The sequence below is a fragment of the Micromonospora sp. DT46 genome, assembly GCF_049841735.1.
In the GTDB taxonomy this organism is placed as follows: Bacteria; Actinomycetota; Actinomycetes; order Mycobacteriales; family Micromonosporaceae; genus Micromonospora; species Micromonospora reichwaldensis.
This window is the reverse complement of the sequence record NZ_JBNCKW010000002.1, coordinates 427,926-450,561: the sequence shown is the minus strand read 5'-3', so window position 1 is coordinate 450,561 and position 22,636 is coordinate 427,926. Positions and strand designations below refer to the sequence as shown.

The following is a 22,636-nucleotide window of genomic DNA, read 5'->3' as shown; positions in this document are numbered from 1 at the left end:
CGGTATCCTGACCGCCGGTCTCCGCCAGCAGGCCGCCGACCGGCGCCCGGCGGGGGCCGCCGCCGCGCCGTGTTGTCATCCGGGGCCGGCGGCCGACGGAAGGATGCTTTCGTGCGCAGGACCATGCCCGTCGGGCGTCACGGTCGCCCGCTGACCGCCCTGTCGGCCGGGCGACGTGCCCGCCGTCCGCTGACCGCCCTGCTCGTCGCCGTCACGCTGCTCTTCGGCGTCGGCGCCGTGCCGGCGTACGCGGAGCCCAACGAGGGCGGCACCAAGAAGCTCCGGGACGCCCTGGAAGCCACCGCCAAGGCGCACATCGAGGCCAAGGGGAAGCTGGAGAACTCCAAGGTCCGGCAGAAGCAGCTGGCCGGGCAGTTGGGCGCCGTGGAGGTCCGGCTGGTCGAGCTGACCGCACAGGTCGGCGAGGTGGCCGCACAGTCCTACCGGCTGGGCCGGCTGACGCCCACGTCGATGCTGCTCAACAGCGCCTCCCCCGAGGCGTTCCTGGACCGGGCGGCCAGCCTCGACCTGATGGCCCAGCGCGACAGCAGGCGGCTGCGCAGCCTGATCGAGGCGCGGGAGCAGGCGCGACAGGCCAAGATCGCCATCGACACCGAGGTGCGGGAGCAGCAGAAGCAGCTCGCCGTGATGGCGAAGAAGAAGAAGGAGGCCGAGGCGGCGCTCGCGGAGGTCAGCTCGGGCAGCAGCGGCGGGTTCAGCGGCGGCAGCTCCTCCTCGGCGAAGCCGGCCCCCCGCAACTCGGACGGCTCCTGGCCGTCGGAGTCCTGCTCGCTGAACGACCCGACCAGCTCCGGCTGCATCACCCCGCGCACCCTCAACGCCCTCAACCAGACCAAGGCGGCCGGCTACAAGCGGTACGTCAACTGTTTCGACAACCGCCCCTCCGGCGAGCACCCCAAGGGCCGGGCCTGCGACTTCTCGGCCGCGGCCGGCGGGTTCGAGAACAAGACCGCCACCGGCGGGGACAAGGCGTACGGGGACAGCCTCGCCGCCTGGCACGTGCGCAACGCCAGCCGGCTGGGCGTGCTCTACGTGATCTGGTACCGGCAGATCTGGCACCCCGGCACCGGCTGGCGGGCGTACGGCGGCAGCGGCAGCCCCGCCGCCGACCACACGAACCATGTTCATCTCTCGATGTACTGACCCGGGGGCCCAGTTTTCCTGCGTACCATCGCGCGGGTGAGCTCCCCATCCTCCGACGTCACGGTCCCGCCCACCCAGCCGGCGGCGGCGACCCCCCGGGCGCTGCCCAACGGCCTCGCCGCGTTCCTGGTCTTCTTCTCCAGCGGCGCCGTCCTGGTGCTGGAGACCGCCGCGCTGCGGCTGGTCGGGCCGTACGTCGGGGTGACCCTCCAGGTGACCAGCTCGGTCATCGGCATCGCCCTGGCCGCCATCGCCTACGGCGCGTGGACGGGCGGCTGGCTGGCCGACCGGCGCAACCCGAGGGCGATGCTGGCCCCGGCGCTGGTGCTGGCCGGCATCGCCACGGCCGTCACCCTGCCCGTCGTCCGGTACGCCGGCGAGGTGCTGCGCGGCGGGGCGGCCTCGGCCATCCTGCTGCTCGTCGCACTCGCCGTTTTCGTGCCGGCGGCCCTGCTCGCCGCCGTCACCCCGCTGGTCGTCAAGCTCCAGCTCGCGGACCTGCGGCGCACCGGCCAGGTGGTCGGCCGGCTCTCCAGCGTAGGCACGCTGGGCGCGGTCACGGCCACCCTGGTCACCGGTTTCGTGCTGGTGGCCGCGCTGCCCAGCACGGTCATCCTGTTCGCCCTGGCGGCCTCGCTCGGGCTCACCGGGCTCGGCCTCGGGGTGTGGCTGCGCCGCCAGGACCGCGCGGAGCTGCCCGGCCCCGCCCGCGCCAAGGCCGCCCTGGCGGTGCTCGGTCTCGTCGGCGCCGGGCTGACCACCGTCGCCCCGAACCCGTGCGACATCGAGACCGCCTACCACTGCGCCAGCGTGGAGGTCGATCCCGGCCGGGACTCCGGCCGCACCCTGCTGCTCAACTCGGCGCAGCACTCGTACGTGGACCTCGCCGACCCCACCCACCTGGAGTACGCGTACACCCGGTGGATCGGGGCGGTGGCCGACGTGGTCGCCCCGCAGGGGCAGCGGCTCGACGCGCTGCACCTGGGCGGCGGCGGGTTCACCGTGCCCCGCTACCTGACCGCCACCCGTCCGGGCACCGACAACGTCGTGTTCGAGATCGACGGCGGGCTGGTCGAGCTGGGCGAGCGGCAGCTCGGCGTACGCCAGGGGCCCGACCTGCGGGCGGTCGTGGGTGACGCCCGGCTGCTCGTCGCGGGGGAGGCCACCGACAGCCGCGACCTCGTGGTCGGCGACGCGTTCGGGCACCTGGTGGTGCCCTGGCACCTCGCCACCCGGGAGATGGCCGCCGAGGTCCGCCGGGTGACCCGCCCCGGCGGCGTCTACGTGCAGAACGTCATCGACTACCCGCCGCTGCGCTTCATCCGCAGCGAGCTGGCCACCGTCGCCGCCGAGTTCCGGCACGTCGCCCTGATCGCCCCGGCGGCGGCGCTCGCCGGTCAGGAGGGCTCGAACTTCCTCATCGTCGCCTCCGACGCCCCGCTGCCGCTGGAGGCGGTCCGCGCCCGGCTGGCCGAGCTGCGGGAGGACGCCAGCCTGCTGGCGGGTGCCGACCTCACCGCGTTCGTCGGCGAGGCGCTGGTGCTGACCGACGACTACGCGCCCGTGGACCAGCTCCTCGCCACCGCCTGAACGGGTGAATCGCTGACCGATTCCGACCCTTCAGGTGTAGCCGGGTCGGTCCGGGGCAACAACGACCCTCATGGGTGGACCGATCCGGGACGGCGCACAACTGCTGGGCGAACGGTACCGGCTGATCGAACAGCTGGGGGCGGGCGGCATGTCCGTCGTCTGGCGCGGCTACGACGAGGTGCTGGGCCGGCAGGTGGCGGTCAAGGTGCTCGCGTCGCGGCTGGCCGCCGACCGCGCGTTCCGGCACCGCATCCGGATCGAGGCGCAGGCCGCGGCCCGGCTGTGCCACCCCAACATCACCAACGTCTACGACTACGGCGAGTCGGAGCAGGTCGGCCTGACCGTGCCGTACGTCGTCATGGAGCTGGTCGACGGGGAGTCGCTGACCGGCCGGCTGCGCCGGGGCAGTCTGCCCTGGCGGGAGGCGGTGACGATCGGCGCGGAGGTCACCTCGGCGCTGGCCACCGCGCACGCCCGTGGCGTGGTGCACCGCGACGTCACCCCGGGCAACGTCATGCTGACCGCCACCGGCGTGAAGGTGGTCGACTTCGGCATCTCCGCGCTGGTGGGGGAGAAGGAGAAGGGGCCGGACGGCGCACTGCTCGGCACCCCCGCGTACCTCGCCCCGGAGCGGCTCGACAACGGCCAGGTCTCCCCGGCCACCGACGTGTACGCGGTCGGCCTGCTGCTCTACCGGATGCTCACCGGCCGGCTGCCGTGGCAGGCGAGCACCACCACGCAGATGCTGCGCGCCCACATGTACAACGAGCCGGAGCCGATGCCGCCGGTGCCGGGACTGCCCGACGAGGTGCGCGAGCTCGTGAGCCGCTGCCTGGCCAAGCGCCCGGGCGACCGGCCCGCCACCGCCGAGGTCACGCGTACGCTCGCCGAGGCCGCCGGCATGATCGCCCCGGTGCCGGTCTCCCCCGCATCGGGGCCCGTGGACGAGGCCGCGCTGGCCGCCGCCGGCACCACGATCCTGCCCTGGTCCGCCGCGACCGACGCGCTGCCGTTCTCCCGTACGCGCAACCGGCGCGCGGCGACCCGGCGCCGGCGGATCGAGGCGGGGGTGGCCGCCGCCGGGCTGGTGGCGGTGACCGCGGCGCTGTGGGGGGTGACCTCGCACAGCCCCGCCAGCGGCGGCATCGACCAGCCGACGGAGGCGCGGATGGGGGCGGAGACGCCGCCGCCCTGCCGGGTCACGTACGCGCTGCGCACGGACTCCGGCAAGGACTTCGCCGCCGAGCTGACCCTGACCAACACCGGCATGCGGGAGTTGCGCGACTGGCGGCTGAGCTTCACCTTCCCCAGCCAGCAGACCGTGACGAAGGCGACCCCCGTCCCGGTGCGCCAGCAGGGGCGCACGGTGCTCGTGGAGGCGGCTCCGGAGCGGGCCGCGCTGGCCCCCGGCGCGTCCGAGAAACTCACGCTGACCGGCCGCCACGGCGGGGCCAACCCGCTGCCGCTGGAGTTCCGCCTCGGTGACGAGGCCTGCGGGGCGCAGGTCTCCGGGGTGGCCGGCGCGGCGCCCAGCGTGGCACCCACCAAGGCGCCGGCCAAGGCACCGGTCAAGGCGCCCACCGTCAAGGCCCCGCCGAAGAAGGCTGGCACGTCGGCCGGGAACTCCGGCGGGTCCAAGGCCAAGTCCGACAACTCCGGCAAGGGCAAGGGCAAGGCGGGTGGTGGAAAAAAAGTAAGCCAGGAAACGGAAAGGGAAAGGGACACGGAAAGGGACGATGACGACGACTGAGCCCGCCGGGGTCAGCTGAACTCCGAGAACCGTTGCACCTGCTCGATGTCCCCCTCGACGATCAGCATGCTGCCCGGGGCGATCACGGTGGCGTCGGTGGCGTACCGGAAGCGTTCCCCGGGCAGCTTCACGCCCACCACGCGTACGCCGTAGCGCCCGGTGGGCGTCAGTTCCGAGAGCGGCCGGCCGAGCATCGCCTCCGGGGCGCACACCTTGGCGATGGCGAAGTCGTCGCCGAACTCGATGAAGTCGAGCATCCTGCTGACGATGAGGTGGGCCAGCCGCTCCCCGGTCTCCGCCTCGGGAAAGATCACGTGGTGCGCGCCGACCGAGTTCAGGATCTTGGCGTGCTTCGTCGAGGTGGCCCGCGCCCAGATCTGCGGTACGCCCAGCTCGACCAGCGCCAGCACCGTCAGCACGCTCGCCTCCAACGAGGCGCCGATGGCGACCACCGCCCGGCCGAAGTCCGCCACGCCGAGCTGGCGCAGCGACCCCTCCTCGGTGGAGTCGGCCTGCACGACGCGGTCGAGCTGCGCCGACCACCGCTGCACCTGCTCCGGGTTGCGGTCGATGGCCAGCACCTCGTGGTTCATCGCGGCCAGTGCGCCGGACAGGTGACACCCGAACCGGCCCAGTCCGATCACCACGACGCTGCCTTCGTCCGTCCTCCTAGCCGACAACGGGTTGCTCCTCCGGGTAGCGGTACAGCCGCCGGCGGGTGTTCAGGGCGAGCGCCGACCCGAGGGTCAGCGGCCCGATCCGGCCGACGAACATGAGGATGATCAGGGCGAGCTGGCCGTTCTCCGGCAGCGACGCGGCGATCCCGACGCTGAGTCCGGTGGTGGTGAGCGCCGACGTGACCTCGAACAGCGCCGCGTGGAAGGGGACTCCCTCGGTGATGAAGATCAGCAGCACCGTGCCGCAGGCCAACAGCGCGACGCTGAGCAGGGCGACGGTGATGGCCTGCCGCTGGCTGGCGGTCGCCACCCGGCGTTTCCCGACCGTCACGTCCGGCTCTCCCCGCAGTTCCGCCCACATCACGAAGGCGAGCAGGAAGAAGGTCGCCACCTTGATCCCGCCGGCCGTGCTCGCGCTGCCGCCGCCGATGAACATCAGCGCGATGAAGAGGGGATAGCTCTCCTCCTCCAGGCCGTCCACGTCCAGGACGTTGAAACCGCCGGTGCGGATGTACGAGTTCTGGGCGAACGCCACCAGGAGCTTGTCCGGCCAGGTGTAGATGCCCAGGGTGCGCGGGTTGGCCCACTCGATGGTCAGCAGGGCGGTGAAGCCCACCACCAGCAGTGTCAGGCTGCCCCAGACGGTCAGCTTGGTGGCGACCGCCCACCGGGTCGGGTGCCGCCACTCCCGCGCCGCCTCGAAGAGCGCCGGGAAGCCCAGCCCGCCGATGATCGTGCCGAAGGCCAGCGGCAGGGTGACCCAGGCGTCGGTGGAGAAGGCGACCATGCTGTCGGTGTAGAGGGCGAACCCGCCGTTGTTGAAGGCCTGGACGGCGTGGAAGACGCTGCCCCAGAGGGCCCGGTCGAACGGGTAGTCGTAGGTGATCCACAGCCGGGCGGTCAGGATCGCGGTGATGACCGCCTCGCAGGCCAGCGCGAGGCCGGCGATGTGCAGCAGCAGCCGGCGTACGTCGCCGATGCCGAACTCGGCGGTCTCGGCCTGCACCAGCAGCCGGCTGCGCAGCCCCAGCCGCCGGGCCACCACGAGGATCACCAGGGTCGCACCGGTCACGATGCCGAGGCCGCCGACCTGGGTGAGCACGGTGATCATCACGAGCCCGAACCCGTTCCAGTAGTTCGGGGTGTCCACCACCGCCATTCCGGTCACCGAGACCGCCGAGGTGGCGGTGAAGAGGGCGGTCAGGAACGGGGTGTGCCGGTACTCGCTGGTGGCCCAGGGCAGCATCAGCAGTCCGGTGCCGACCAGGATCGTCACCAGGAAGCCGAGCGGCACGAGCCGTACGGGGTGACGAAGAAGCCGGCGCACCAGACAATCTTCCTTTTCCGGCGCGATCCGGGTGTGTAAACCGGCATCCCGACCGAGCCCAAACCACGCCCCGCCACCCGCCCTGCCGCCATCCGCCCGCCGGCGTCCTTCCTGTGCGAGGCTGTCGAGCTGATGTCGTAGACGACTCAGGCGCGCCGGGCTGCGCAGCCGCTGTCGAGCCGCCCCATCCATGGGGGCGGCGGCCCCCGCCGGACGAGGCCGCCCACCAGGCCGGTGACCAGCGGGATGCGCCGCCGTCCTCGGCCAACGTCAGCCAGACCAGCCAGGGCGGCCCCCTCCACGGCACCTGCCGGACCCCCAGCCTGCTTCGCGCCGTCCGCCCGGCACACCCCGCAACACCTCGCCCCGCACCCCGTCGCGCCCCGCCCGGCCAAACCCTGCCGCACCCGGCACGGCCCGGCCCGCCGAACCCTGCCGCACCCGCCGCGACCCGGCGCGCGGCGCTGCGCTCGCCGCATCCCGGAGATCTTGGTGGGAATCGGCCCCTCTGGGGGCGTCTTCGTACCAAGATCTCCCGAACGCCGTCCGGGTGCGGCCGGACGGGAGGTCTGACGGGCGGCCGGGGGCAGCCCGGCCGGCGGGGTTCGGCCGGCGAGGGTCGGGCAGCGGGGTTCGCTGGCGGGGGGTTCGGTCGGTGGAGGGCGGGAGGAATACGGCATTCGGTGGGTATCGGTGGCGCGGAGCGACACAGCATCACTTCCGTCGATGGGGCGGGCGCCCATCGCGGACGGGTGGGGTCGTCACCGTGTCGTGCTCGTTGTAACCCCCGACCACCCCACCCCTGTTACTTGTGTGTTTCGGCCACATAGCCCGTGGGTGACGTCACTTCTAGCGTGAGCCGTCATATGAGTTCCCTACCTCCGAGTCCTCACGTGGAGTCGCAATGACGGTCCGGACGACGCGGCGGGTGTTCCTCTCCGCCGCCACGATGATGGCCGCGGCGCTCGCCGCCACGGCCTGTGGCAGCCCGCAGGACACCGCCTCCGGTGGCGGCGACAGCGCCGCCCCGGTGAAGGTTGGCCTGGTCTACTCCCAGTCGGGAGCCCTCGCCAGCTACGGCAAGCAGTACATCGAGGGATTCAAGGCCGGCCTCGACTTCGCCACCAAGGGCACCAACAAGGTGGGCGACCGGGCCGTCGAGGTCACCGAGGTCGACGACGCGGGTGACCCGGCGAAGGCGGTCTCCGCGGCCAAGGACCTGATCGGCAAGGGCAACAAGATCATCGCGGGTTCGACGGCTTCCGGCGTGGCCCTCCAGGTCGCCCCGATCGCCGCGCAGAACAAGGTCCTCTTCATCTCCGGACCCGCAGCCACCGACGCGGTGACCGGCGCCAACAAGTACACGTTCCGCTCCGGGCGGCAGTCGTACCAGGACGTGGTGACCGCCAAGTCGTTCATCGGCGACCCGGCCGGCAAGAAGGTCGTGGTGTTCGCCCAGGACGGCGCCTTCGGCGACGCCAACGAGGCGGCCGTGAAGGCCGTCATCGGCGGTGCGGGCGCGGCCGTCAGCAGCGTCCGGGCGCCGGCCAGCGCCACCGAGTTCACCCCGTTCGCCAGCCAGATCAAGTCCGCCAAGCCGGACCTGCTCTTCGTCGCCTGGGCCGGCACCACCGCCCCCGCGATGTGGCAGACGCTCGACCAGCAGGGCGTGCTCTCCTCCACCACGGTCGTCACCGGCCTGGACATCCGCGCCTCGTGGCCGACCTTCGGCGCCGCCGGCAGCAAGATCTCCTTCCTGTCGCACTACTTCGACGGGGCCTCCGACAACGAGGCCGTGAAGGCGCTGAAGGCCAAGGTCGGCACCGTCGACCTGTTCCACCCGGACGGCTTCGCCGCCGCGCAGATGGTCGTACGGGCCATCGAGGAGGGCGGCGACGACGTCGAGAAGATGGTGAAGGCGCTGGAGGGCTGGAGCTTCGACGGGGTCAAGGGCAAGATGACCATCCGGGCCGAGGACCACGCGCTGCTGCAGCCGATGTTCCAGGCCAAGCTGTCCGGCAGCGGCACCGCGTTCACGGCCACCGCCCAGAAGGCGCTGACCGGGGACGAGTCCGCGCCGCCGGCCGTGGCGATGAAGGGCTGACACCAGATGCTCGCCACCCGCGGTCTGACCTGGCGGATCGGTGAGGTCGCCATCGTCGACAGCGTCTACCTCGACCTGGCGCCCGGGGAGTTCCTCGGCGTCATCGGGCCCAACGGCGCCGGCAAGACCTCACTGTTCAACCTGATCACCGGCGTACGCCGGGCCACGGAAGGACGGATCACCCTCGACGGGCAGGACATCGGCTCCCTGCCACCGCACAAGCGGGCCCGTCTCGGCCTCGGCCGTACCTTCCAGGCAAGCTCGGTCTTCGGCTCGCTCAGCGTGCGGGAGAACGTCCGGCTCGCCGTTCAGGCGCACCGCGGGGGCTCGATGAAGCTGTGGCGGCGGGCGGCGGCCGACCGGGAGGTCGCCGCCGCCGCCGACGCGGCGCTCGACCGGGTCGGCCTTGCCCACCGGGGTACGGCGCTGGCCGGCACCCTCGCCCACGGCGAGAAGCGGAAGCTGGAGATCGCCCTGCTGCTCGCCGGGGAGCCCCGGGTCATGCTGCTCGACGAGCCGATGGCCGGGGTCAGCGCCGAGGACGTACCTGAGCTGGTCTCGGTGATCCGCTCGCTCACCGGCGACAGCGGCCGGTCGGTGCTGATGGTCGAGCACCACATGGACGTCATCCTGGAACTGGCCGACCGGATCGCCGTGATGCACCACGGCGCGCTGCTGGCCTGCGACACCCCGGAGACGGTGATGGCCAACCCCACCGTGCAAGAGGCCTACCTGGGGGAGTCGCTCTAGTGGAACCCATTCTCAGTGTGGAGAACCTGTCGGTCCGCATCGCCGGGCTGCACATCCTCCAGGGGGTGTCCTTCACGGTCGCCCCGACCGGCGTCACCGTCCTGCTCGGGCGCAACGGCGTGGGCAAGACGACCACGCTGCGCGCGATCGTCGGCCTCACCCCGCCCGCCGGCGAGGTGCGCGGCACCGTCCGGATGGGCGCCCAGAGCCTGCTGGCCCGGCCCACCCACCGGCTGGTCCGCGGCGGGCTGGGCTACGTGCCGGAGGACCGGTGCGTCTTCGCCGGGCTCACCGTCGCGGAGAACCTCCGGCTCGCCGAGCGGCGGGGCAGCACCCCGGCGTACGACAAGGTGTTCGCGCTCTTCCCGGAGCTGGACCGGCGCGGACGGCAACGGGCCGGCTCGCTCTCCGGCGGGCAGCAGCAGATGCTCGCGATCGGCCGGGTGCTGCTCAACGACAACCGGCTGTTGCTGGTCGACGAGCCGACCAAGGGGCTCGCGCCGAAGGTGGTGACCGAGGTGGCCGAGGTGCTGGAACGGGTCGCCGAATCCGTGCCGGTGCTGCTCGTCGAGCAGAACCTGGCCGTGGTCCGGCGGCTCGCCCGGGACGCGGTCGTGCTGGCCGCCGGCCAGGTCGCCTGGACCGGCGACGCGCAGGAACTGCTGCTGGAGACCGCCCTGACCAAGTCGCTGCTGGGCGTCGGCTCGGCGGAGGGACACCACCCCGCCGGTACGCCGGCCGCCGCGCGGAAGGACCAGCACTGATGGACACCGTCATCCTGTTGACGCTGACCGGGCTCGGCCTGGCGGCGCTCTACTTCCTGGTCGCCAGCGGGCTCTCCCTGGTCTTCGGCCTGGCCGACGTGCTCAACTTCGCGCACGGCGTCTTCCTCGGCGTCGGCGCGTACGGGACCTGGTGGGCGGCGCACAACCTGCCCGGCGCCGGGTCGGACGGCTTCGGCTTCGTGGTCGCGGTCATCTTCGGGGTGGCCGCCGGCACGCTGGTGGCGGTGCTCGTCGAGCTGGTGCTGATCCGGCCGCTCTACTCCCGCACCATCGAGCAGGTGCTGGTCACCGTCGGCCTCTCGCTGGCCGGCGTGGCGCTGCTCCAGGCGACCTGGGGCGCGGACGCCCGGCCCTTCCCACGCCCCGAGTGGACCCGGCAGGTCACCGGAATCCTCGGCGCCAACGTGCCCAACGGCGGCCTGCTGCTGATCATCGCCGCGGTGCTGGTGCTCGGCGCGATCCTGGCCTTCCTCCGCTGGACCCGCTACGGCCTGATCATCCGGGCCGGCGTGGAGAACCGGGAGATGGTCACCGCGCTCGGCATCGACGTGCGCAAGGCGTTCACCCTGGTCTTCGCCATCGGCGGGGCGGCTGCGGCGCTGGCCGGCGCGCTCGGCGGCGTCTACTTCGGCACCGTCTCGCCCGGCCAGGGCGGCTCGCTGCTGATCTTCGCGTTCATCGTGGTGGTCATCGGCGGGATGGGCTCGGTGATCGGGTCCGCGTACGCGGCCGTCGCCGTCGGCCTGACCCAACAGTTCGTCAACTACTACGGCACCTCCGGGCTGGGCGACATCTGCGTGGTCGCGCTGCTGGCCGTGGTGCTGCTGCTGCGCCCGCAGGGCATCGCCGGAAAGGTGGCAACGGCATGACCGAGGTCAAGAGCCCCGAGGTTCCGGCGCCGCCGGCCGCCGTGCCCGACGAGCTGACGCCGGGGCGCCGACGGTGGCACGGGCTGCGCCCGTACCTGCCGCTGGTCACGCTGGTGGTCGCGCTGATCCTGCCGTACTCGACGCTGCACCTGCCGGGGATCTTCGAGGGGGCGCTGAACTCCCCGGGCACCCTGCAACTGCTCGCCGTCTGCCTGGTCTTCGGCGGCCTGGCCGCCGGGTACGACCTGCTCTTCGGGCGGACCGGGATGCTCTCCTTCGGGCACGCCCTCTACTTCGCCGCCGGCGTCTACGGCACCGACATCCTGGTCACCAAGGCGGGGCTGCCGCTGTGGCAGGCGGGGCTGCTCGCGATCACCGGCGGGACGATCCTCGCCGCGCTGCTCGGTGCGGTGGCGCTGCGTACCGTCGGCATCGCGTTCGCCATGGTGACGCTCGCCTTCGCCCAGGTCGGGGCGATCCTGGTGGCCCGCGACTTCGGCGGGCTCACCGGCGGCGAGGAGGGGCTGCCGCTGGACGTCTCCGGGCTGCCCGAGGGGCTGGTCGGGGTCACCAACACCGTCAACCTCTACTGGCTGGCGCTGGCGTACCTGGTCGTGGTGGTCTTCGTGGTGCACCGGGTCTCCGGCTCGCCGACCGGGCGGGTGCTCGCCGGCCTGCGCGACGACGAGCGGCGGATCGGGGTGCTCGGGCTCGACCCGTACCGGTTCAAGCTGGTGGCGTTCACCCTGGCCGGCGGCCTGGCGGCGGCCGGTGGCGCGGTCTACGTCCTGATCGTCGGCGGCGCCTCGCCGCACATCACCTCCTCCGAGTGGACCCTGGCGCTGCTGGTCATGGTGGTGCTCGGCGGGCCGGGCACCCGGTGGGGCCCGGTGATCGGCGGGATCCTCTACATGTACCTGGACCACCGGCTGGTCGCGTTCGGCACGTCCGACGCGGTGGAGGCCCTGCCGGCGTTCCTGAGCAACCCGCTGTCCCAGCCGCTCTTCGTGCTCGGCACGGTCTTCATCCTGGCCGTCTACTTCTTCCCCGGCGGCCTGGCCAGCCTCGCCCCGCGCCTGGCACTCCTGAAGCACTCCCTGCGCACCCCGTCCCGCCGCTCCTGACGGCGCGGGCCCAGGCCCCGCCGATGACGCAGCTGCCGCCGCCCGGCGACGGCTCGTCATCGGCGGGGCCTGCGCGTGGACGAGGACCGACGGTCCGTGGGCGTCGATCGAGTACCGACCGCTGTAGGCGGGGCGCGCCTCCGGACCCGTTCAGGCGGGAGGCTTCGGCGGTGCGAGGTTGCGGAACCGCTCGTGCGCCGACTGCCGGCTGATGCCGAGCGCGTTGCCGATCTCGGCCCAGGAGAGCCCGGCCTCCCGCGCTGACACGACGGCGCGTTCGATCAGCGGCCGTTGCCAGCGTTCCACCTCGGCGAGGATGCCGAGCGCCTGCAACGGCCACGTGGTGGCCAGCTCGGCGACGTTGTCGCGGAGGGTGTCGGAACGGCCCACCAGCCAACCGGGCGGCGTGGCGGCCAGGATCGGCCTGATGTGTCCGCCCCACTCGGAGGCGGCCATCCAGCGGCCCTCCTCAGCGGCCGGGTAGTCGCTGGCGCCGACCCAGCCGCAACTGCACCGGGCCCGGTAGCCGACGGTCGTCGCGGGTGCTGCGGCGTCGGTACTCAGCGTCCCGTCCGGCAACCGGAACCCGATGAGGTCCGCGTGCCCCGGCACCACTTCCTCCGCCATCCCGCAAGCATATGCTTGTCAGGATTTCCTGACTGTCAGCGTCAGGCTATCCTGACGCGGCTGCCCGGGCTGATCGTCGTCCGGGCCCGACGCTCCGGAAGGAGAGCGCATGTCCGTGGTCAGCGGCACCGTGGCGGCAGGTTACGAGCCGGTCCGGGAGGCGTTCCTGGCGAACTTCGAGACGCGGTCCGAGATCGGCGCGGCCCTCAGCGTCTACCGGCACGGTCGGGAGGTGGCCAGACTGTGGGGCGGGCTCGCCGATCCCGCCACCGGCCGCGCCTGGCGGGAGGAGACCCTCCAGGTGGTCTTCTCGGCCACCAAGAGCGTGCCGGCGGCCTGCGCGCACCTGCTGGTTCAGCGCGGGCAGCTCGACCTGGACGCACCCGTCGCCGAGTACTGGCCGGAGTTCGCGGCGGCCGGCAAGGGCGGGATCCCGGTCCGCTGGCTCCTGTCCCACCAGGCGGGGCTGCCGGTGCTCGACCGTCCGGTTCCACTGGCGCAGGCGCTGACCTGGGAGCCGATGGTCGCCGCGCTGGCCGCCCAGGCGCCTGCCTGGCGGCCCGGCACGGCACACGGCTACCACGGGCTCACCTACGGCTGGCTGGTCGGCGAGGTGGTACGCCGCGTCTCCGGCCGCAGCCTCGGCACGTACTTCGCCGAAGAGATCGCCACACCGCTGGGCTTGGACTTCTGGGTCGGCCTGCCCGCCGCCGAGGCGCACCGGGTCGCCCGGCTCGTCGAGCAGCCGGTCGCCCCGCCCGCCGACGTGGCGGCGCCGGAGGCGCTGGCCGCCGTGGCGGCGTTGGAGGCGCTGGCCGCGTACACCGATCCGACCTCGTTGGTGGTCCGGTCGACGATGGTGACCGACCCGCCACTCGACCTCGCCGACCCGCGGACCTGGGCGGCCGAGATCCCTGCGGTCAACGGCATCTGCACCGCCACGTCGCTGGCACGTTTCTACGCCGGCCTGATCGGCGAGGTCGCTGGCGTCCGGATCCTCGACGCGGCCACCCTCGACGCCGCCACTCGGGAACAGGCCGGCGGGGTCGACCGGGTCCTGCTGGTGCCGACCCGGCCGGCGCTCGGCTTCGGCCTGCCGTTGCCCGAACAGCCCTGGTGGTCGCCCACCGCCTTCGGCTTCCCCGGCCACGGCGGCTCGCTCGGCTACGCCGACGCGGCCAGTGGCATCGCCTTCGGCTACGTGACGAGCGGGCTCCGCGTCACGATGGGCCCGGACCCCCGTACGACCAGCCTGGTCGAGGCGGTCCGGGCGGTGGTGTCCCGCCAGCCGGCCTGACCGCTGCCGGCCCACCTCGACCGGGGCCGCGGCCCCCTCGTGCGACCGCGACCCCGTCTCCCGTCCTCGTACGTCAGCTGTTCAGCAGCTCGTACGCCGACGCCGGAGCCTTCTGCGCCTGGCTGCCCGTCGGCACGGTGACCTTCGGGGCCTTGCCGAAGTCGAAGTACTTCACGACGTACTTCGTGGCCTTGAGCTTGCCGACCGCCGGGATCTCCAGGATGAGCGAGGTGAGGTTCCCGTCCGCCCCGACGACGGCCGTGAACGGGATCGTCTTCGCCGCGGCACCGAGCGCGTCGACGTCCACGGCGTCGGCCATGGCCTGGCGCACGTGCTCGCCGTGGGTCAGGTCCACGGTCCCGGTGTAGGTCCCGCCGCCCTGGTCCGTCACGGTGTCTCCCACCGCCCCGAGGATCGCGCCGGTGTTGCCCGGGTCGGCACCCTCGTAGTAGGGCACGCTGGCCGGGTCGGTCAGCTTCGCGTGGTCCAGCTCCATCCACTTCTTCGGCAGCTTGAGCATGCTGCTGAGCTCCTCGGCGCCGTCGAAGCTCACCTTCATCCAGGAGCGCTGCTCGATCAGGCGGAAGGAGAGCTTCATGGTGAAGTCGAGCTCCTTGTCCTTCTCGGTCACGGTGAGGTCCATGCCCTTGCCCGCCGGGTCCACCACGCCGGTGACGACGCCGGTCGGGTCGCTGCCGCTGAACCGGAAGGCCGGGTCCTTCTCGTCCGGCACCGCCGCCAGGAGCGTGCTCTTCGGGTTGGCCGACGGGGACGCCGCCGGGACCGGCGAGGAGGCCGCCGGGGCGTCCTGGGCGTCGTCGTTGCCACACCCGGCGACCAGGGAGGTCGCGGCCACCAGGGAGACGGCTGCCGCCGCGACCCGTCGGACCCTGCCGGCGGGGCCGGTCTGCTGCGTGATTCGCATGATTCTCTTTCCTAGCTGGACTGTTGCCGCCGCAGATCTTGGCACGCGCCCGGGCCGCCGCGTTGGCCCTGAGGGCCCGCCCGGGCGCTCGGCCTCATAAGCGGCCGACCCGCGCGCGGGCCGTTCCCTCCGAGGGCGGTCGGGCGGTGTGCCCCCGGGCGGTCCGCCGTCTCGCGGAAGCGGGGAACGTCCGCCGGAGCTGGTAGAAATGCCGGATGAGCCAGGATCGGACGGCGGTACGGGAGCGGGCCGAGGCGGTGCTGCGGCGGTTGGCCGGCGAGCACGCCCGGCTCCGGGAGGACCAGTGGCGGGCGATCGAGGCGCTGGTGGTCGACCGTCGTCGGGTCCTCTGCGTGCAGCGCACCGGGTGGGGCAAGTCGGCGGTCTACTTCGTGGCCACCGCCCTGCTGCGGGACCGGGAGGCGGCCGGCGCAGAAGGCGTCGCCGGGCCCACCGTGATCGTCTCGCCGCTGCTGGCGCTCATGCGCAACCAGGTCGAGTCGGCGGCCCGGGCCGGCATCCGGGCGCGCACGATCAACTCCGCCAACCTCGACGAGTGGGACGAGATCACCGCCGAGATCCACGCCGGCGCCGTGGACGTGCTGCTGATCAGCCCGGAGCGGCTCAACAATCCGGACTTCCGGGACACCGTGCTGCCGAAGCTGGCCGCCACGACCGGCCTGCTGGTGGTCGACGAGGCGCACTGCGTCTCCGACTGGGGGCACGACTTCCGGCCGGACTACCGCCGGCTGCGTACGTTCCTGGGCAACCTGCCCGAGCGCACCCCGGTGCTGGCCACCACGGCCACCGCCAACGCCCGGGTCACCGCCGACGTGGCGGAGCAGTTGGGCGACGCCCTTGTGCTGCGCGGCAGCCTGGACCGGGAGTCGCTGCGCCTCGGCGTGGTCGAGCTGCCGAGCCCGGCGTACCGGCTGGCGTGGCTCGCCGACCACCTGGACCGGCTCCCCGGCTCGGGCATCGTCTACACGCTGACGGTCGCCGCGGCGGGGGAGACCGCCGAGTTCCTGCGTTCCCGGGGCTACGCCGTCGCCTCCTACACCGGGCAGGCCGAGGACGCCGACCGGCGGGCCGCCGAGCAGGACCTGCTGGACAACAAGATCAAGGCGCTCGTCGCCACGAGCGCGCTGGGCATGGGCTTCGACAAGCCCGACCTCGGCTTCGTCGTGCACCTCGGCGCGCCGCCGTCTCCGATCGCGTACTACCAGCAGGTCGGCCGTGCCGGCCGGGCCGTCGCGCACGCCGAGGTGCTGCTGCTGCCCGGCACCGAGGACGCCGCGATCTGGCGCTACTTCGCCTCGCTCGCCTTCCCGCCCGAGGCGCAGGTCCGCGCCGTCCTGGCCGCCCTGCACACCGACCGGCCGCTCTCCACCCAGGCGCTCGAACCGATCGTCGACCTGCGCCGGGCCCGGCTGGAGCTGATGCTCAAGGTGCTCGACGTCGACGGCGCGGTCCGCCGGGTGCGCGGCGGCTGGCTCGCCACCGGGGAGCCCTGGGTCTACGACGAGGCCCGGTTGCGCCGCGTCGCCGAGGCGCGCGCCGCCGAGCAGCAGGCCATGCGGGAGTACGCGACCACCCCCGACTGCCGGCTGCGCTACCTGCGCGAGTGCCTGGACGACGCCGGGGCCGCCGACTGTGGCCGCTGTGACCGTTGCGCCGGCCCGCTGTTCACGGCCGACGTGTCGGAGGTGGCGCAGACCGCCGCGCAGACCTTCCTCGGCCGGCCCGGGGTGGAGATCACGCCGAAGAAGCTCTGGCCGACGGGGCTGGAGGCGGTGGGCGTACCGCTGAAGGGGCGGATCGCCCCGGCGGGGCAGGCGCTGCCGGGGCGGGCGGTGGGGCGGCTGTCCGACCTGGGGTGGGGCGGCCGGCTGCGCGACCTGGTCGGGCCGGAGGCGGCGGACGTGGCCGTACCCGAAGACGTGGCCGCCGCCGTGGTCGAGGTGTTGAAGGCGTGGGCGCACGGCGACGAGAGGTGGCCGCGCCGCCCGGTCGGGGTGGTCGCGGTCGGCTCGCGCCGCCGGCCCCGGCTGGTCGGCTCGCTCGCCGAGCGGATCGCCGCCGTGGGCCGGCTGCCGCTGCTCGGTGCGGTGACGCCGACCGGCGCGCCGGCCGGCGGCCCGCGCGGCAACAGCGCCCAGCGGGTACGCGCCCTGCACGGCGCCTTCGCCGTGCCGGACGACTTGGCCGACGCTCTCGCCGGGCTCGACGGGCCCGTGCTCCTCGTCGACGACCTGGTCGACTCGGGCTGGACGATGACGATGGCCGCACGGGAGCTGCGCCGGGCCGGCGCCCCCGACGTGCTCCCGCTCGCCCTGGCCGTAGCCGGCTGAGCCACCGGCGCCGCCCGGTCCGGCGGGCCGGGCCGCCGATGCCTGGGCGGAGGGGCCCGAGCTGCGGTGGCGTCGTGTCCGGACCGGTCGGGAAAGTTCCCGACGCGGGCGGACTGCGACCGTCGCCACGCCGCGCCACCGGCGGGCCGGCCCGGTGCCGACGGGCGGTAGCGTGGGCGGCATGACCGATGAGCAGCCCGTTCGCGACCGGGACGGCGGCGGTGCCTGACCAGGTGTCGGCCGCGCCGGAGCACGCCTCGGCCGCGCCCGACGGCGTGCCGACCGCGCCGGAGCACACATCGGCCGCGCCCGAGGGCGTGCCGGCCGCGCCGGAGCAGGCGCCGGTCGCGTCCGACGGTGCGCTGGTCTCGTCGGAGCAGGCGTCCGCCGGGCCGGAGCACGTGTCGGCCGTGCCGGACCGCGGCACCGTCCGGCTTGCGCTGGTCGTCGGCGGGTTGGTGCTCGCCGTCCTGCTTGGCTTCGGCCTCGGTCGGCTGAACGGCGGCGGCCCGTCCGCTGCGGCGGGACCGGACAGCGCCCTCACCGGCCACAGCCACCCGCCGGGCACGGGCGCCCACGAGCACGGCGTCGACCAGGCCGCGGCGGCGCAGGCCGCCGGTCTCTCGGTCAGCTCGGCGGGCTACACGCTCACCCCTCTGGCCGCCACGTTCACCGCCGGCCGCGCGGGCGAACTGCGCTTCCTGGTGCGGGACGCGCAACGCCGCCCGGTGACCCGGTTCGCGGTCGTGCACGAGAAGCCGATGCACCTCATCGTGGTCCGTCGCGACCTGACCGGCTACCAGCACCTGCACCCGACGATGGCGGCCGACGGCACCTGGTCGGTGCCGCTGACCCTGCCGCAGCCGGGGGTCTGGCGGGCGTACGCCGACTTCACCGCGCTCGCCGACGACGGCCGGCAGACCGCCGTGACCCTCGGGGCGGACCTGACCGCGCCGGGCGGCTACCTGCCGAGGCCGCTGCCGGCGCCGGCGTCCTCGGCCACGGTCGACGGCTTCACCGTCAGCCACCAGGGCACCCCGCAGGCCGGCGTGACCGTGCCGCTGACCTTCCGTGTCGACTCGGCCGGCGGGCGCCCGGAGCTGGAGCGCTACCTCGGCGCGTACGGACACCTGGTCGCCCTGCGCGAGGGGGATCTCGGCTACCTGCACGTCCACCCCGAGCCGCAGCCGGTCGACGGGGCGGTGACGTTCTGGGTGACCACGCCCGACCCGGGCCGGTACCGGCTCTACCTGGACTTCCAGGTCGCTGGCGTGGTGCACACCGCCGAGTTCACGCTCACGGTGCCCTGACCTCGCGGATGCCGGCCGAAGCCGGGTGAGGCACGTTTCCGCTGGTGGTGCTCAGCCGGCGCGGCGGATGGGGCGGCGGGCCAGGTAGCGCAGCAGGTCGCGGATGTGGTGCTTCTCCTCGGCCGGCACGGTCGGGTCGGCGAGCCGTTGCAGGATCACCCGGACGTCCGCCTCGACCGGGCCGTCGTCGACGCGCCGGCGGGGCGCGGGACCGGCGTCGGGCAGGCCGAGCGCGCGGAACGCGGCCGCGACCGGCAGGTCCAGCGCGGCGCAGAAGCCGCGCACCTTGGCCAGCTCGGGGTAGTCCTGCCAGTCTCCGGCGAGCCAACGGAACACGGTCGACCGGCCGACGCCGGTGTGGGACGCCAGGTCGGTGACGGTCCAGCCGCGTTCCTCGCGGGCGTCGTCGATGGCGCGCCGTACGAAACGTGCGAAGGCCATCTGCGGAGAAACCTCTACGGAACCCATCCCTGCGGGTCTTCCCTCCCGACCGGCACCCGGCGGTGCGCCTCCGAGGGTAGTACGGAAAGGCAGCGAAACAGTTGACTGATCGACCAGACCGTCTCGTGAGCGGGACTCCGCACCCTGCAAAATGGCGTGGATCACACGCGGCCGACGGGCTCCGTGACCGCTCGACCACGCTCGACACTCATCCGTCGGCCGGGGCGCCCTCTCCTGGGGCCGGGTGGCCGCGACGACCGACGTCGCTCAGCGGGCAGCCGCGACGCCTTCCGGCACCGGGGTGCCGGGGGCCGGCGCGGGCACCGGCGGCAGCAGCGCCGCCAGCCGTGGGGTGACCGCCCACTGGTCGACGAGTTCCCGGTACTCCGTCCGCTGGGCGGCGGTGGGCGCGGTGCCGGTGCGTCGTGCCCGGATGAGCAGGTTGCGCGGAGTGTGCCGGGAGTCGACGAACTCCACCACCTCGGCCCGGTAGCCGTGCAGCCGGAGCAGCCCGGCCCGCAGCGCGTCGGTGAGGACGTCCGCGAAGCGCTCCCGGAGGATGCCCTGCCGGGTCAGCAGCTCGTACGGGGCCGGGGCCGGCCGCGCGCGGAGCTGGGCCGCGACGTCGTGGTGGCAGCACGGCGCGCTGAGCACCCAGCGGGCCTGCCAGCGCACCGCCCGGGCCAGCGCCTCGTCGGTGGCGGTGTCACAGGCGTGCAGGGCCAGCACCAGATCGGGGGCGGGCTCCACGACGGCGTCGGCGATCGTGCCGGCCACGAAGCTGACCCGGTCTGCCCAGCCCAGCCGCTCGGCCAGCTCGGTGTTGCGTCGCCGTTGGTCCTCCCGGACGTCCACGCCGACCAGCTCGACGTCGACCCCCCGCTGCGCCAGCCACCGGTACGCGGCGAAGGTCAGGTACGCGTTGCCGCAGCCCAGGTCGACCACCCGCAGCGGGCCGGTCAGGTCGTCCGGGAGGGTCGCCGCCAGCGCCCGCAGGAACGCGTCGACCTGGCGCCGCTTCGCCGCCGAGCCGCCGATCTCGGCGAAGATCGGGTCACCGGGATCGAGGAGGTACTCCTTCGCCCGGTCGTGCCCACCCGGCTCGGCGGCGGGCCGGGCCGCGGCGGCCCGGTGCACCTGCGCCTCGCCGGACTTGGTGACCCGCAGCTGGAGCGTCGCGTCGGCCGTCTCCACGTGCCAGTTGCCGAACGGCTCGGCCAGCAGCGCGTCCACCGCCGCGTCCGCCTCCGGGCCGGCGGCCACGTTTCGGGTGTACGGGCGGGAGCCGTCGGAGGTGGAGATCTGCAACCGGGGGCCCGCCTTCAGCGCGACCGGCCGCAGTTCGGCGCGGACCATCGAGGGGCGGTGTCCACGCCGGCGCCCGGCGGCCACCGCACGGGTGAGCGCCGGGTCGAGCAGCAGTGCCCGGACCTCGGTCAGGGCGGCGTCCAGTGGTTCGGGCATTGCTCCATCTTCCTCGTCGACCGGCGGCCTGCCCGGCACGCGTCCCGGCGGCGGTGTCCGGCGGGGGTTCTCGCCGGTGGTGTCGCGTCCGCCCAGCCCGCGGATCACGGCCCGGACGAGGAGATCCCCCGGCACCGGGTGCACCGGTCCGGGGGATCTCGGGTGACGTACGTCGGTCAGTCGGCGGTCGCCTCGGCCGGCGTACCGGCGGCGGAGCCACCACCACGACGGCGCCGGCGGCGGCGGGGCTTCGCGGCCTCGCCCTCGGCGGCGGCCGGGACCTCGGTGGCCTCGGCGGTGATCACCGTGGTCGGCTCGCCCGCGACGGTCTCGCCGGCGCGGCGACGCCGACGGCGACGCGGGACGCGGGTGCCATCCTCGGCGGTGTCAGCCGGCGCGTCGGCCTGCGGCGCGTCGGTCGCACCGCCGGCGCGGCCCGAGCGGCGCTCGCCGCGACCACGGCCCTCGCCGCGTTCACCACGCTCGCCGCGCCGGGAGCCCCGGCCGCCCTCGCCCCGGCGGGGCCGTCCGCCGCCGAGGTCCTCCTCGACCTCGGCCGACAGCCCGGCGCGGGTGCGCTCGGCGGTCGGCAGGGTGCCGCTGACGTCGGTGGGGATGTGCAGGTCGGTGTAGAGGTGCGGGGACGTGTGGTACGTCTCCGCGGGCTCCGGCATGTCCAGGCCCAGCGTCTTGTCGATGATCCGCCAGCGGGGCATGTCGTCCCAGTCGACGAAGGTCACCGCGACGCCCGTCGCCCCGGCCCGGCCGGTACGACCGATCCGGTGGGTGTAGGTGTCCTGGTCCTCGGGGCAGTCGTAGTTGATGACGTGGGTGACGCCGCTGACGTCGATGCCCCGGGCGGCCACGTCGGTGGCGACCAGAGTGTCGATCTTGCCGGCGCGGAACGCCCGCAGCGCCCGCTCGCGCGCGCCCTGCCCGAGGTCACCGTGCACGGCGGCGACCGCGAAGCCACGGAAGTCGAGATCCTCGGCGACCCGGTCGGCGGCCCGCTTGGTGCGGGTGAAGATCATGGTCAGCCCGCGCCCCTCGGCCTGGAGGATCCGGGCCACGATCTCGACCTTGTTCATCGAGTGGGTGCGGTAGGCCAGCTGCTCGGTCTGCGGCGACGGGCCGGTCTCGGCGGTGTGCCCGGCGTGGATCGTCATCGGCTGGCGCAGGAAGCGCCGGGAGAGGGTGACGATCGGGTCCGGCATGGTCGCCGAGAAGAGCATGGTCTGCCGGTCCTCCGGCAGCATCGCCAGGATCTTCTCGACATCGTCGAGGAAGCCCAGGTCGAGCATCCGGTCGGCCTCGTCCAGCACCAGCGCGCGGACCCGGTCCAGCCGCAGGTGCTTCTGCTTCTGCAGGTCCATCAGGCGGCCGGGGGTGCCGACCAGGATCTCCACGCCCTTGCGCAGCGCGTCGATCTGCGGCTCGTACGCGACACCGCCGTAGATCGGCAGCACGCGCACGCCCCGGGTCCGGCCCGCGGCGGCGAGGTCCTTGGCCACCTGGATGCCCAGCTCACGGGTGGGTACGACGACCAGCGCCTGCGGCACGCCGTCGCTGCCCTCGCCCGGCGCGAAGACCCGCTCCAGCAGCGGTACGCCGAAGCCGAGGGTCTTGCCGGTGCCGGTGGGCGCCTGGCCGATCATGTCGATGCCGCGCATCGCGATCGGGATCGCGTACTCCTGGATGGCGAAGGCGCGGGTGATGCCGGCCGCGGCCAGCGCGTCGACGGTCTCCTGACGCGCGCCCAGCTCGGCGAAGGTGGGAGCCTCCGGACGCACCGGAGCGGTGGCGGCCAGTTCCTGGCCGTCCATCAGGTCTTGAGTCAGCTCGCTCATATGGATTTGGGGGTGCCCTCTCGTGGGTGCGCCCCGGCATGTCCGTCAGGGCGCGTTCGGTGTGGCGCGGGCCACACGGTCGGCGGCTGAATGCCTCTGCCGGACCGGGCCGCACGCGCGCCGCAGGCCTCACACTTCGACCGGGCTGGCTGATCGCTCAGATCAGCCTGGGTCAGGTCGGCGCCCGCGGCAACTGCTCCATGCTACCTGAACCGACCCGAGGGCGTCCCGATT

The 22,636-nt window shown here is 73.6% G+C and carries 18 protein-coding genes; 11 read left to right on the top strand and 7 right to left on the bottom strand.

Going from position 1 to position 22,636, the window contains the following annotated elements:
• Positions 1 to 123 precede the first annotated feature (123 nt).
• From ACLQ20_RS06400 to ACLQ20_RS06390, 3 genes are all read left to right on the top strand, one after another.
• Positions 124 to 1,164, top strand: a complete 1,041-nt coding sequence (locus ACLQ20_RS06400) for a coiled-coil domain-containing protein (RefSeq protein WP_151456486.1) — start codon at positions 124 to 126, stop codon at positions 1,162 to 1,164.
• Between the two features lie 36 nt (positions 1,165 to 1,200).
• Positions 1,201 to 2,754 carry a fused MFS/spermidine synthase gene (locus tag ACLQ20_RS06395; RefSeq protein ID WP_151456482.1) on the top strand — a complete coding sequence of 518 codons (1,554 nt, stop codon included), beginning with the start codon at positions 1,201 to 1,203 and terminating at the stop codon, positions 2,752 to 2,754.
• Positions 2,755 to 2,824: 70 nt separating this feature from the next.
• Entirely contained in the window at positions 2,825 to 4,504 is a 1,680-nt protein-coding gene (locus tag ACLQ20_RS06390; RefSeq protein ID WP_151456483.1) for a serine/threonine-protein kinase, read from the top strand.
• 11 nt (positions 4,505 to 4,515) lie between these two features.
• Here ACLQ20_RS06390 and ACLQ20_RS06385 read toward each other — a convergent pair whose 3' ends face one another.
• Together ACLQ20_RS06385 and ACLQ20_RS06380 are read right to left on the bottom strand one after the other, a co-directional pair.
• Entirely contained in the window at positions 4,516 to 5,184 is a 669-nt protein-coding gene (locus ACLQ20_RS06385; RefSeq protein ID WP_151456484.1) for a potassium channel family protein, read from the bottom strand.
• Positions 5,174 to 6,508 carry a TrkH family potassium uptake protein gene (locus ACLQ20_RS06380; RefSeq protein WP_425854528.1) on the bottom strand — a complete coding sequence of 445 codons (1,335 nt, stop codon included), beginning with the start codon at positions 6,506 to 6,508 and terminating at the stop codon, positions 5,174 to 5,176. The genes ACLQ20_RS06385 and ACLQ20_RS06380 overlap by 11 nt, the downstream gene beginning before the upstream one ends.
• Positions 6,509 to 7,412: 904 nt before the next feature.
• Here ACLQ20_RS06380 and ACLQ20_RS06375 point away from each other — a divergent pair.
• The 5 genes from ACLQ20_RS06375 to ACLQ20_RS06355 are packed head-to-tail and all read left to right on the top strand — an operon-like array spanning position 7,413 to position 12,140.
• Complete coding sequence (locus tag ACLQ20_RS06375) at positions 7,413 to 8,612, top strand: substrate-binding domain-containing protein (protein ID WP_132230839.1); 1,200 nt, start codon at positions 7,413 to 7,415, stop codon at positions 8,610 to 8,612.
• Positions 8,613 to 8,618: 6 nt separating this feature from the next.
• Positions 8,619 to 9,362 carry an ABC transporter ATP-binding protein gene (locus ACLQ20_RS06370; protein ID WP_151456742.1) on the top strand — a complete coding sequence of 248 codons (744 nt, stop codon included), beginning with the start codon at positions 8,619 to 8,621 and terminating at the stop codon, positions 9,360 to 9,362.
• A complete protein-coding gene (locus tag ACLQ20_RS06365; RefSeq protein ID WP_151456743.1) occupies positions 9,362 to 10,126 on the top strand; it encodes an ABC transporter ATP-binding protein in 765 nt (254 codons plus the stop codon). Before ACLQ20_RS06370 ends, ACLQ20_RS06365 begins: the two co-directional genes overlap by 1 nt.
• Positions 10,126 to 11,016 (top strand): branched-chain amino acid ABC transporter permease, encoded by an 891-nt coding sequence (locus ACLQ20_RS06360; protein ID WP_151456744.1) that lies wholly within the window; start codon positions 10,126 to 10,128, stop codon positions 11,014 to 11,016. The genes ACLQ20_RS06365 and ACLQ20_RS06360 overlap by 1 nt, the downstream gene beginning before the upstream one ends.
• A complete protein-coding gene (locus ACLQ20_RS06355; protein ID WP_425854525.1) occupies positions 11,013 to 12,140 on the top strand; it encodes a branched-chain amino acid ABC transporter permease in 1,128 nt (375 codons plus the stop codon). The genes ACLQ20_RS06360 and ACLQ20_RS06355 overlap by 4 nt, the downstream gene beginning before the upstream one ends.
• A 150-nt stretch (positions 12,141 to 12,290) precedes the next feature.
• Here the strand turns inward: ACLQ20_RS06355 and ACLQ20_RS06350 are convergent, their stop codons facing one another.
• Positions 12,291 to 12,767 (bottom strand): hypothetical protein, encoded by a 477-nt coding sequence (locus ACLQ20_RS06350; RefSeq protein ID WP_425854523.1) that lies wholly within the window; start codon positions 12,765 to 12,767, stop codon positions 12,291 to 12,293.
• Between the two features lie 109 nt (positions 12,768 to 12,876).
• Here ACLQ20_RS06350 and ACLQ20_RS06345 point away from each other — a divergent pair, with 109 nt between their 5' ends.
• On the top strand, positions 12,877 to 14,064 hold the full coding sequence (locus ACLQ20_RS06345; RefSeq protein WP_425854521.1) for a serine hydrolase domain-containing protein: 1,188 nt from the start codon (positions 12,877 to 12,879) through the stop codon (positions 14,062 to 14,064).
• Between the two features lie 73 nt (positions 14,065 to 14,137).
• On the opposite strand, the gene ACLQ20_RS06340 is transcribed toward ACLQ20_RS06345, so the two are convergent.
• A complete protein-coding gene (locus tag ACLQ20_RS06340; RefSeq protein WP_425854519.1) occupies positions 14,138 to 14,989 on the bottom strand; it encodes a hypothetical protein in 852 nt (283 codons plus the stop codon).
• Positions 14,990 to 15,204: 215 nt separating this feature from the next.
• On the opposite strand from ACLQ20_RS06340, the gene ACLQ20_RS06335 reads away from it, so the two are divergent.
• Together ACLQ20_RS06335 and ACLQ20_RS06330 are read left to right on the top strand one after the other, a co-directional pair.
• Positions 15,205 to 17,340, top strand: coding sequence for a DEAD/DEAH box helicase (locus tag ACLQ20_RS06335; RefSeq protein WP_425854518.1), 2,136 nt, complete (start codon positions 15,205 to 15,207; stop codon positions 17,338 to 17,340).
• 188 nt (positions 17,341 to 17,528) lie between these two features.
• A complete protein-coding gene (locus ACLQ20_RS06330) occupies positions 17,529 to 18,650 on the top strand; it encodes a hypothetical protein (RefSeq protein ID WP_425854516.1) in 1,122 nt (373 codons plus the stop codon).
• A gap of 51 nt (positions 18,651 to 18,701) precedes the next feature.
• Here the strand turns inward: ACLQ20_RS06330 and ACLQ20_RS06325 are convergent, their stop codons facing one another.
• The 3 genes from ACLQ20_RS06325 to ACLQ20_RS06315 all read right to left on the bottom strand — a co-directional run bounded on the left by ACLQ20_RS06325 (position 18,702) and on the right by ACLQ20_RS06315 (position 22,402).
• Positions 18,702 to 19,118, bottom strand: a complete 417-nt coding sequence (locus ACLQ20_RS06325) for a helix-turn-helix domain-containing protein (RefSeq protein ID WP_091627481.1) — start codon at positions 19,116 to 19,118, stop codon at positions 18,702 to 18,704.
• A 240-nt stretch (positions 19,119 to 19,358) separates the two neighbouring features.
• The gene (locus ACLQ20_RS06320) at positions 19,359 to 20,555 is read right to left on the bottom strand and encodes a class I SAM-dependent methyltransferase (protein WP_425854514.1); all 1,197 of its coding nucleotides are present in this window, start codon (positions 20,553 to 20,555) and stop codon (positions 19,359 to 19,361) included.
• Between the two features lie 176 nt (positions 20,556 to 20,731).
• Positions 20,732 to 22,402: a DEAD/DEAH box helicase gene (locus tag ACLQ20_RS06315; protein WP_425854512.1), complete on the bottom strand. Its 1,671-nt coding sequence runs from the start codon at positions 22,400 to 22,402 to the stop codon at positions 20,732 to 20,734.
• Positions 22,403 to 22,636 lie beyond the last annotated feature (234 nt).

What these genes read in the sequence shown, in the direction of transcription:
- ACLQ20_RS06400 (WP_151456486.1), top strand. Translation starts at nt 124, where the DNA reads ATGCCCGTCGGGCGTCACGGTCGCCCGCTGACCGCCCTGTCGGCCGGG.
- ACLQ20_RS06390 (WP_151456483.1), top strand. Translation starts at nt 2,825, where the DNA reads ATGGGTGGACCGATCCGGGACGGCGCACAACTGCTGGGCGAACGGTAC.
- ACLQ20_RS06375 (WP_132230839.1), top strand. Translation starts at nt 7,413, where the DNA reads ATGACGGTCCGGACGACGCGGCGGGTGTTCCTCTCCGCCGCCACGATG.
- ACLQ20_RS06370 (WP_151456742.1), top strand. Translation starts at nt 8,619, where the DNA reads ATGCTCGCCACCCGCGGTCTGACCTGGCGGATCGGTGAGGTCGCCATC.
- ACLQ20_RS06360 (WP_151456744.1), top strand. Translation starts at nt 10,126, where the DNA reads ATGGACACCGTCATCCTGTTGACGCTGACCGGGCTCGGCCTGGCGGCG.
- ACLQ20_RS06355 (WP_425854525.1), top strand. Translation starts at nt 11,013, where the DNA reads ATGACCGAGGTCAAGAGCCCCGAGGTTCCGGCGCCGCCGGCCGCCGTG.
- ACLQ20_RS06350 (WP_425854523.1), bottom strand. Translation starts at nt 12,767, where the DNA reads ATGGCGGAGGAAGTGGTGCCGGGGCACGCGGACCTCATCGGGTTCCGG.
- ACLQ20_RS06345 (WP_425854521.1), top strand. Translation starts at nt 12,877, where the DNA reads ATGTCCGTGGTCAGCGGCACCGTGGCGGCAGGTTACGAGCCGGTCCGG.
- ACLQ20_RS06340 (WP_425854519.1), bottom strand. Translation starts at nt 14,989, where the DNA reads ATGCGAATCACGCAGCAGACCGGCCCCGCCGGCAGGGTCCGACGGGTC.
- ACLQ20_RS06335 (WP_425854518.1), top strand. Translation starts at nt 15,205, where the DNA reads ATGAGCCAGGATCGGACGGCGGTACGGGAGCGGGCCGAGGCGGTGCTG.
- ACLQ20_RS06330 (WP_425854516.1), top strand. Translation starts at nt 17,529, where the DNA reads ATGAGCAGCCCGTTCGCGACCGGGACGGCGGCGGTGCCTGACCAGGTG.
- ACLQ20_RS06325 (WP_091627481.1), bottom strand. Translation starts at nt 19,118, where the DNA reads ATGGGTTCCGTAGAGGTTTCTCCGCAGATGGCCTTCGCACGTTTCGTA.
- ACLQ20_RS06320 (WP_425854514.1), bottom strand. Translation starts at nt 20,555, where the DNA reads ATGCCCGAACCACTGGACGCCGCCCTGACCGAGGTCCGGGCACTGCTG.
- ACLQ20_RS06315 (WP_425854512.1), bottom strand. Translation starts at nt 22,402, where the DNA reads ATGAGCGAGCTGACTCAAGACCTGATGGACGGCCAGGAACTGGCCGCC.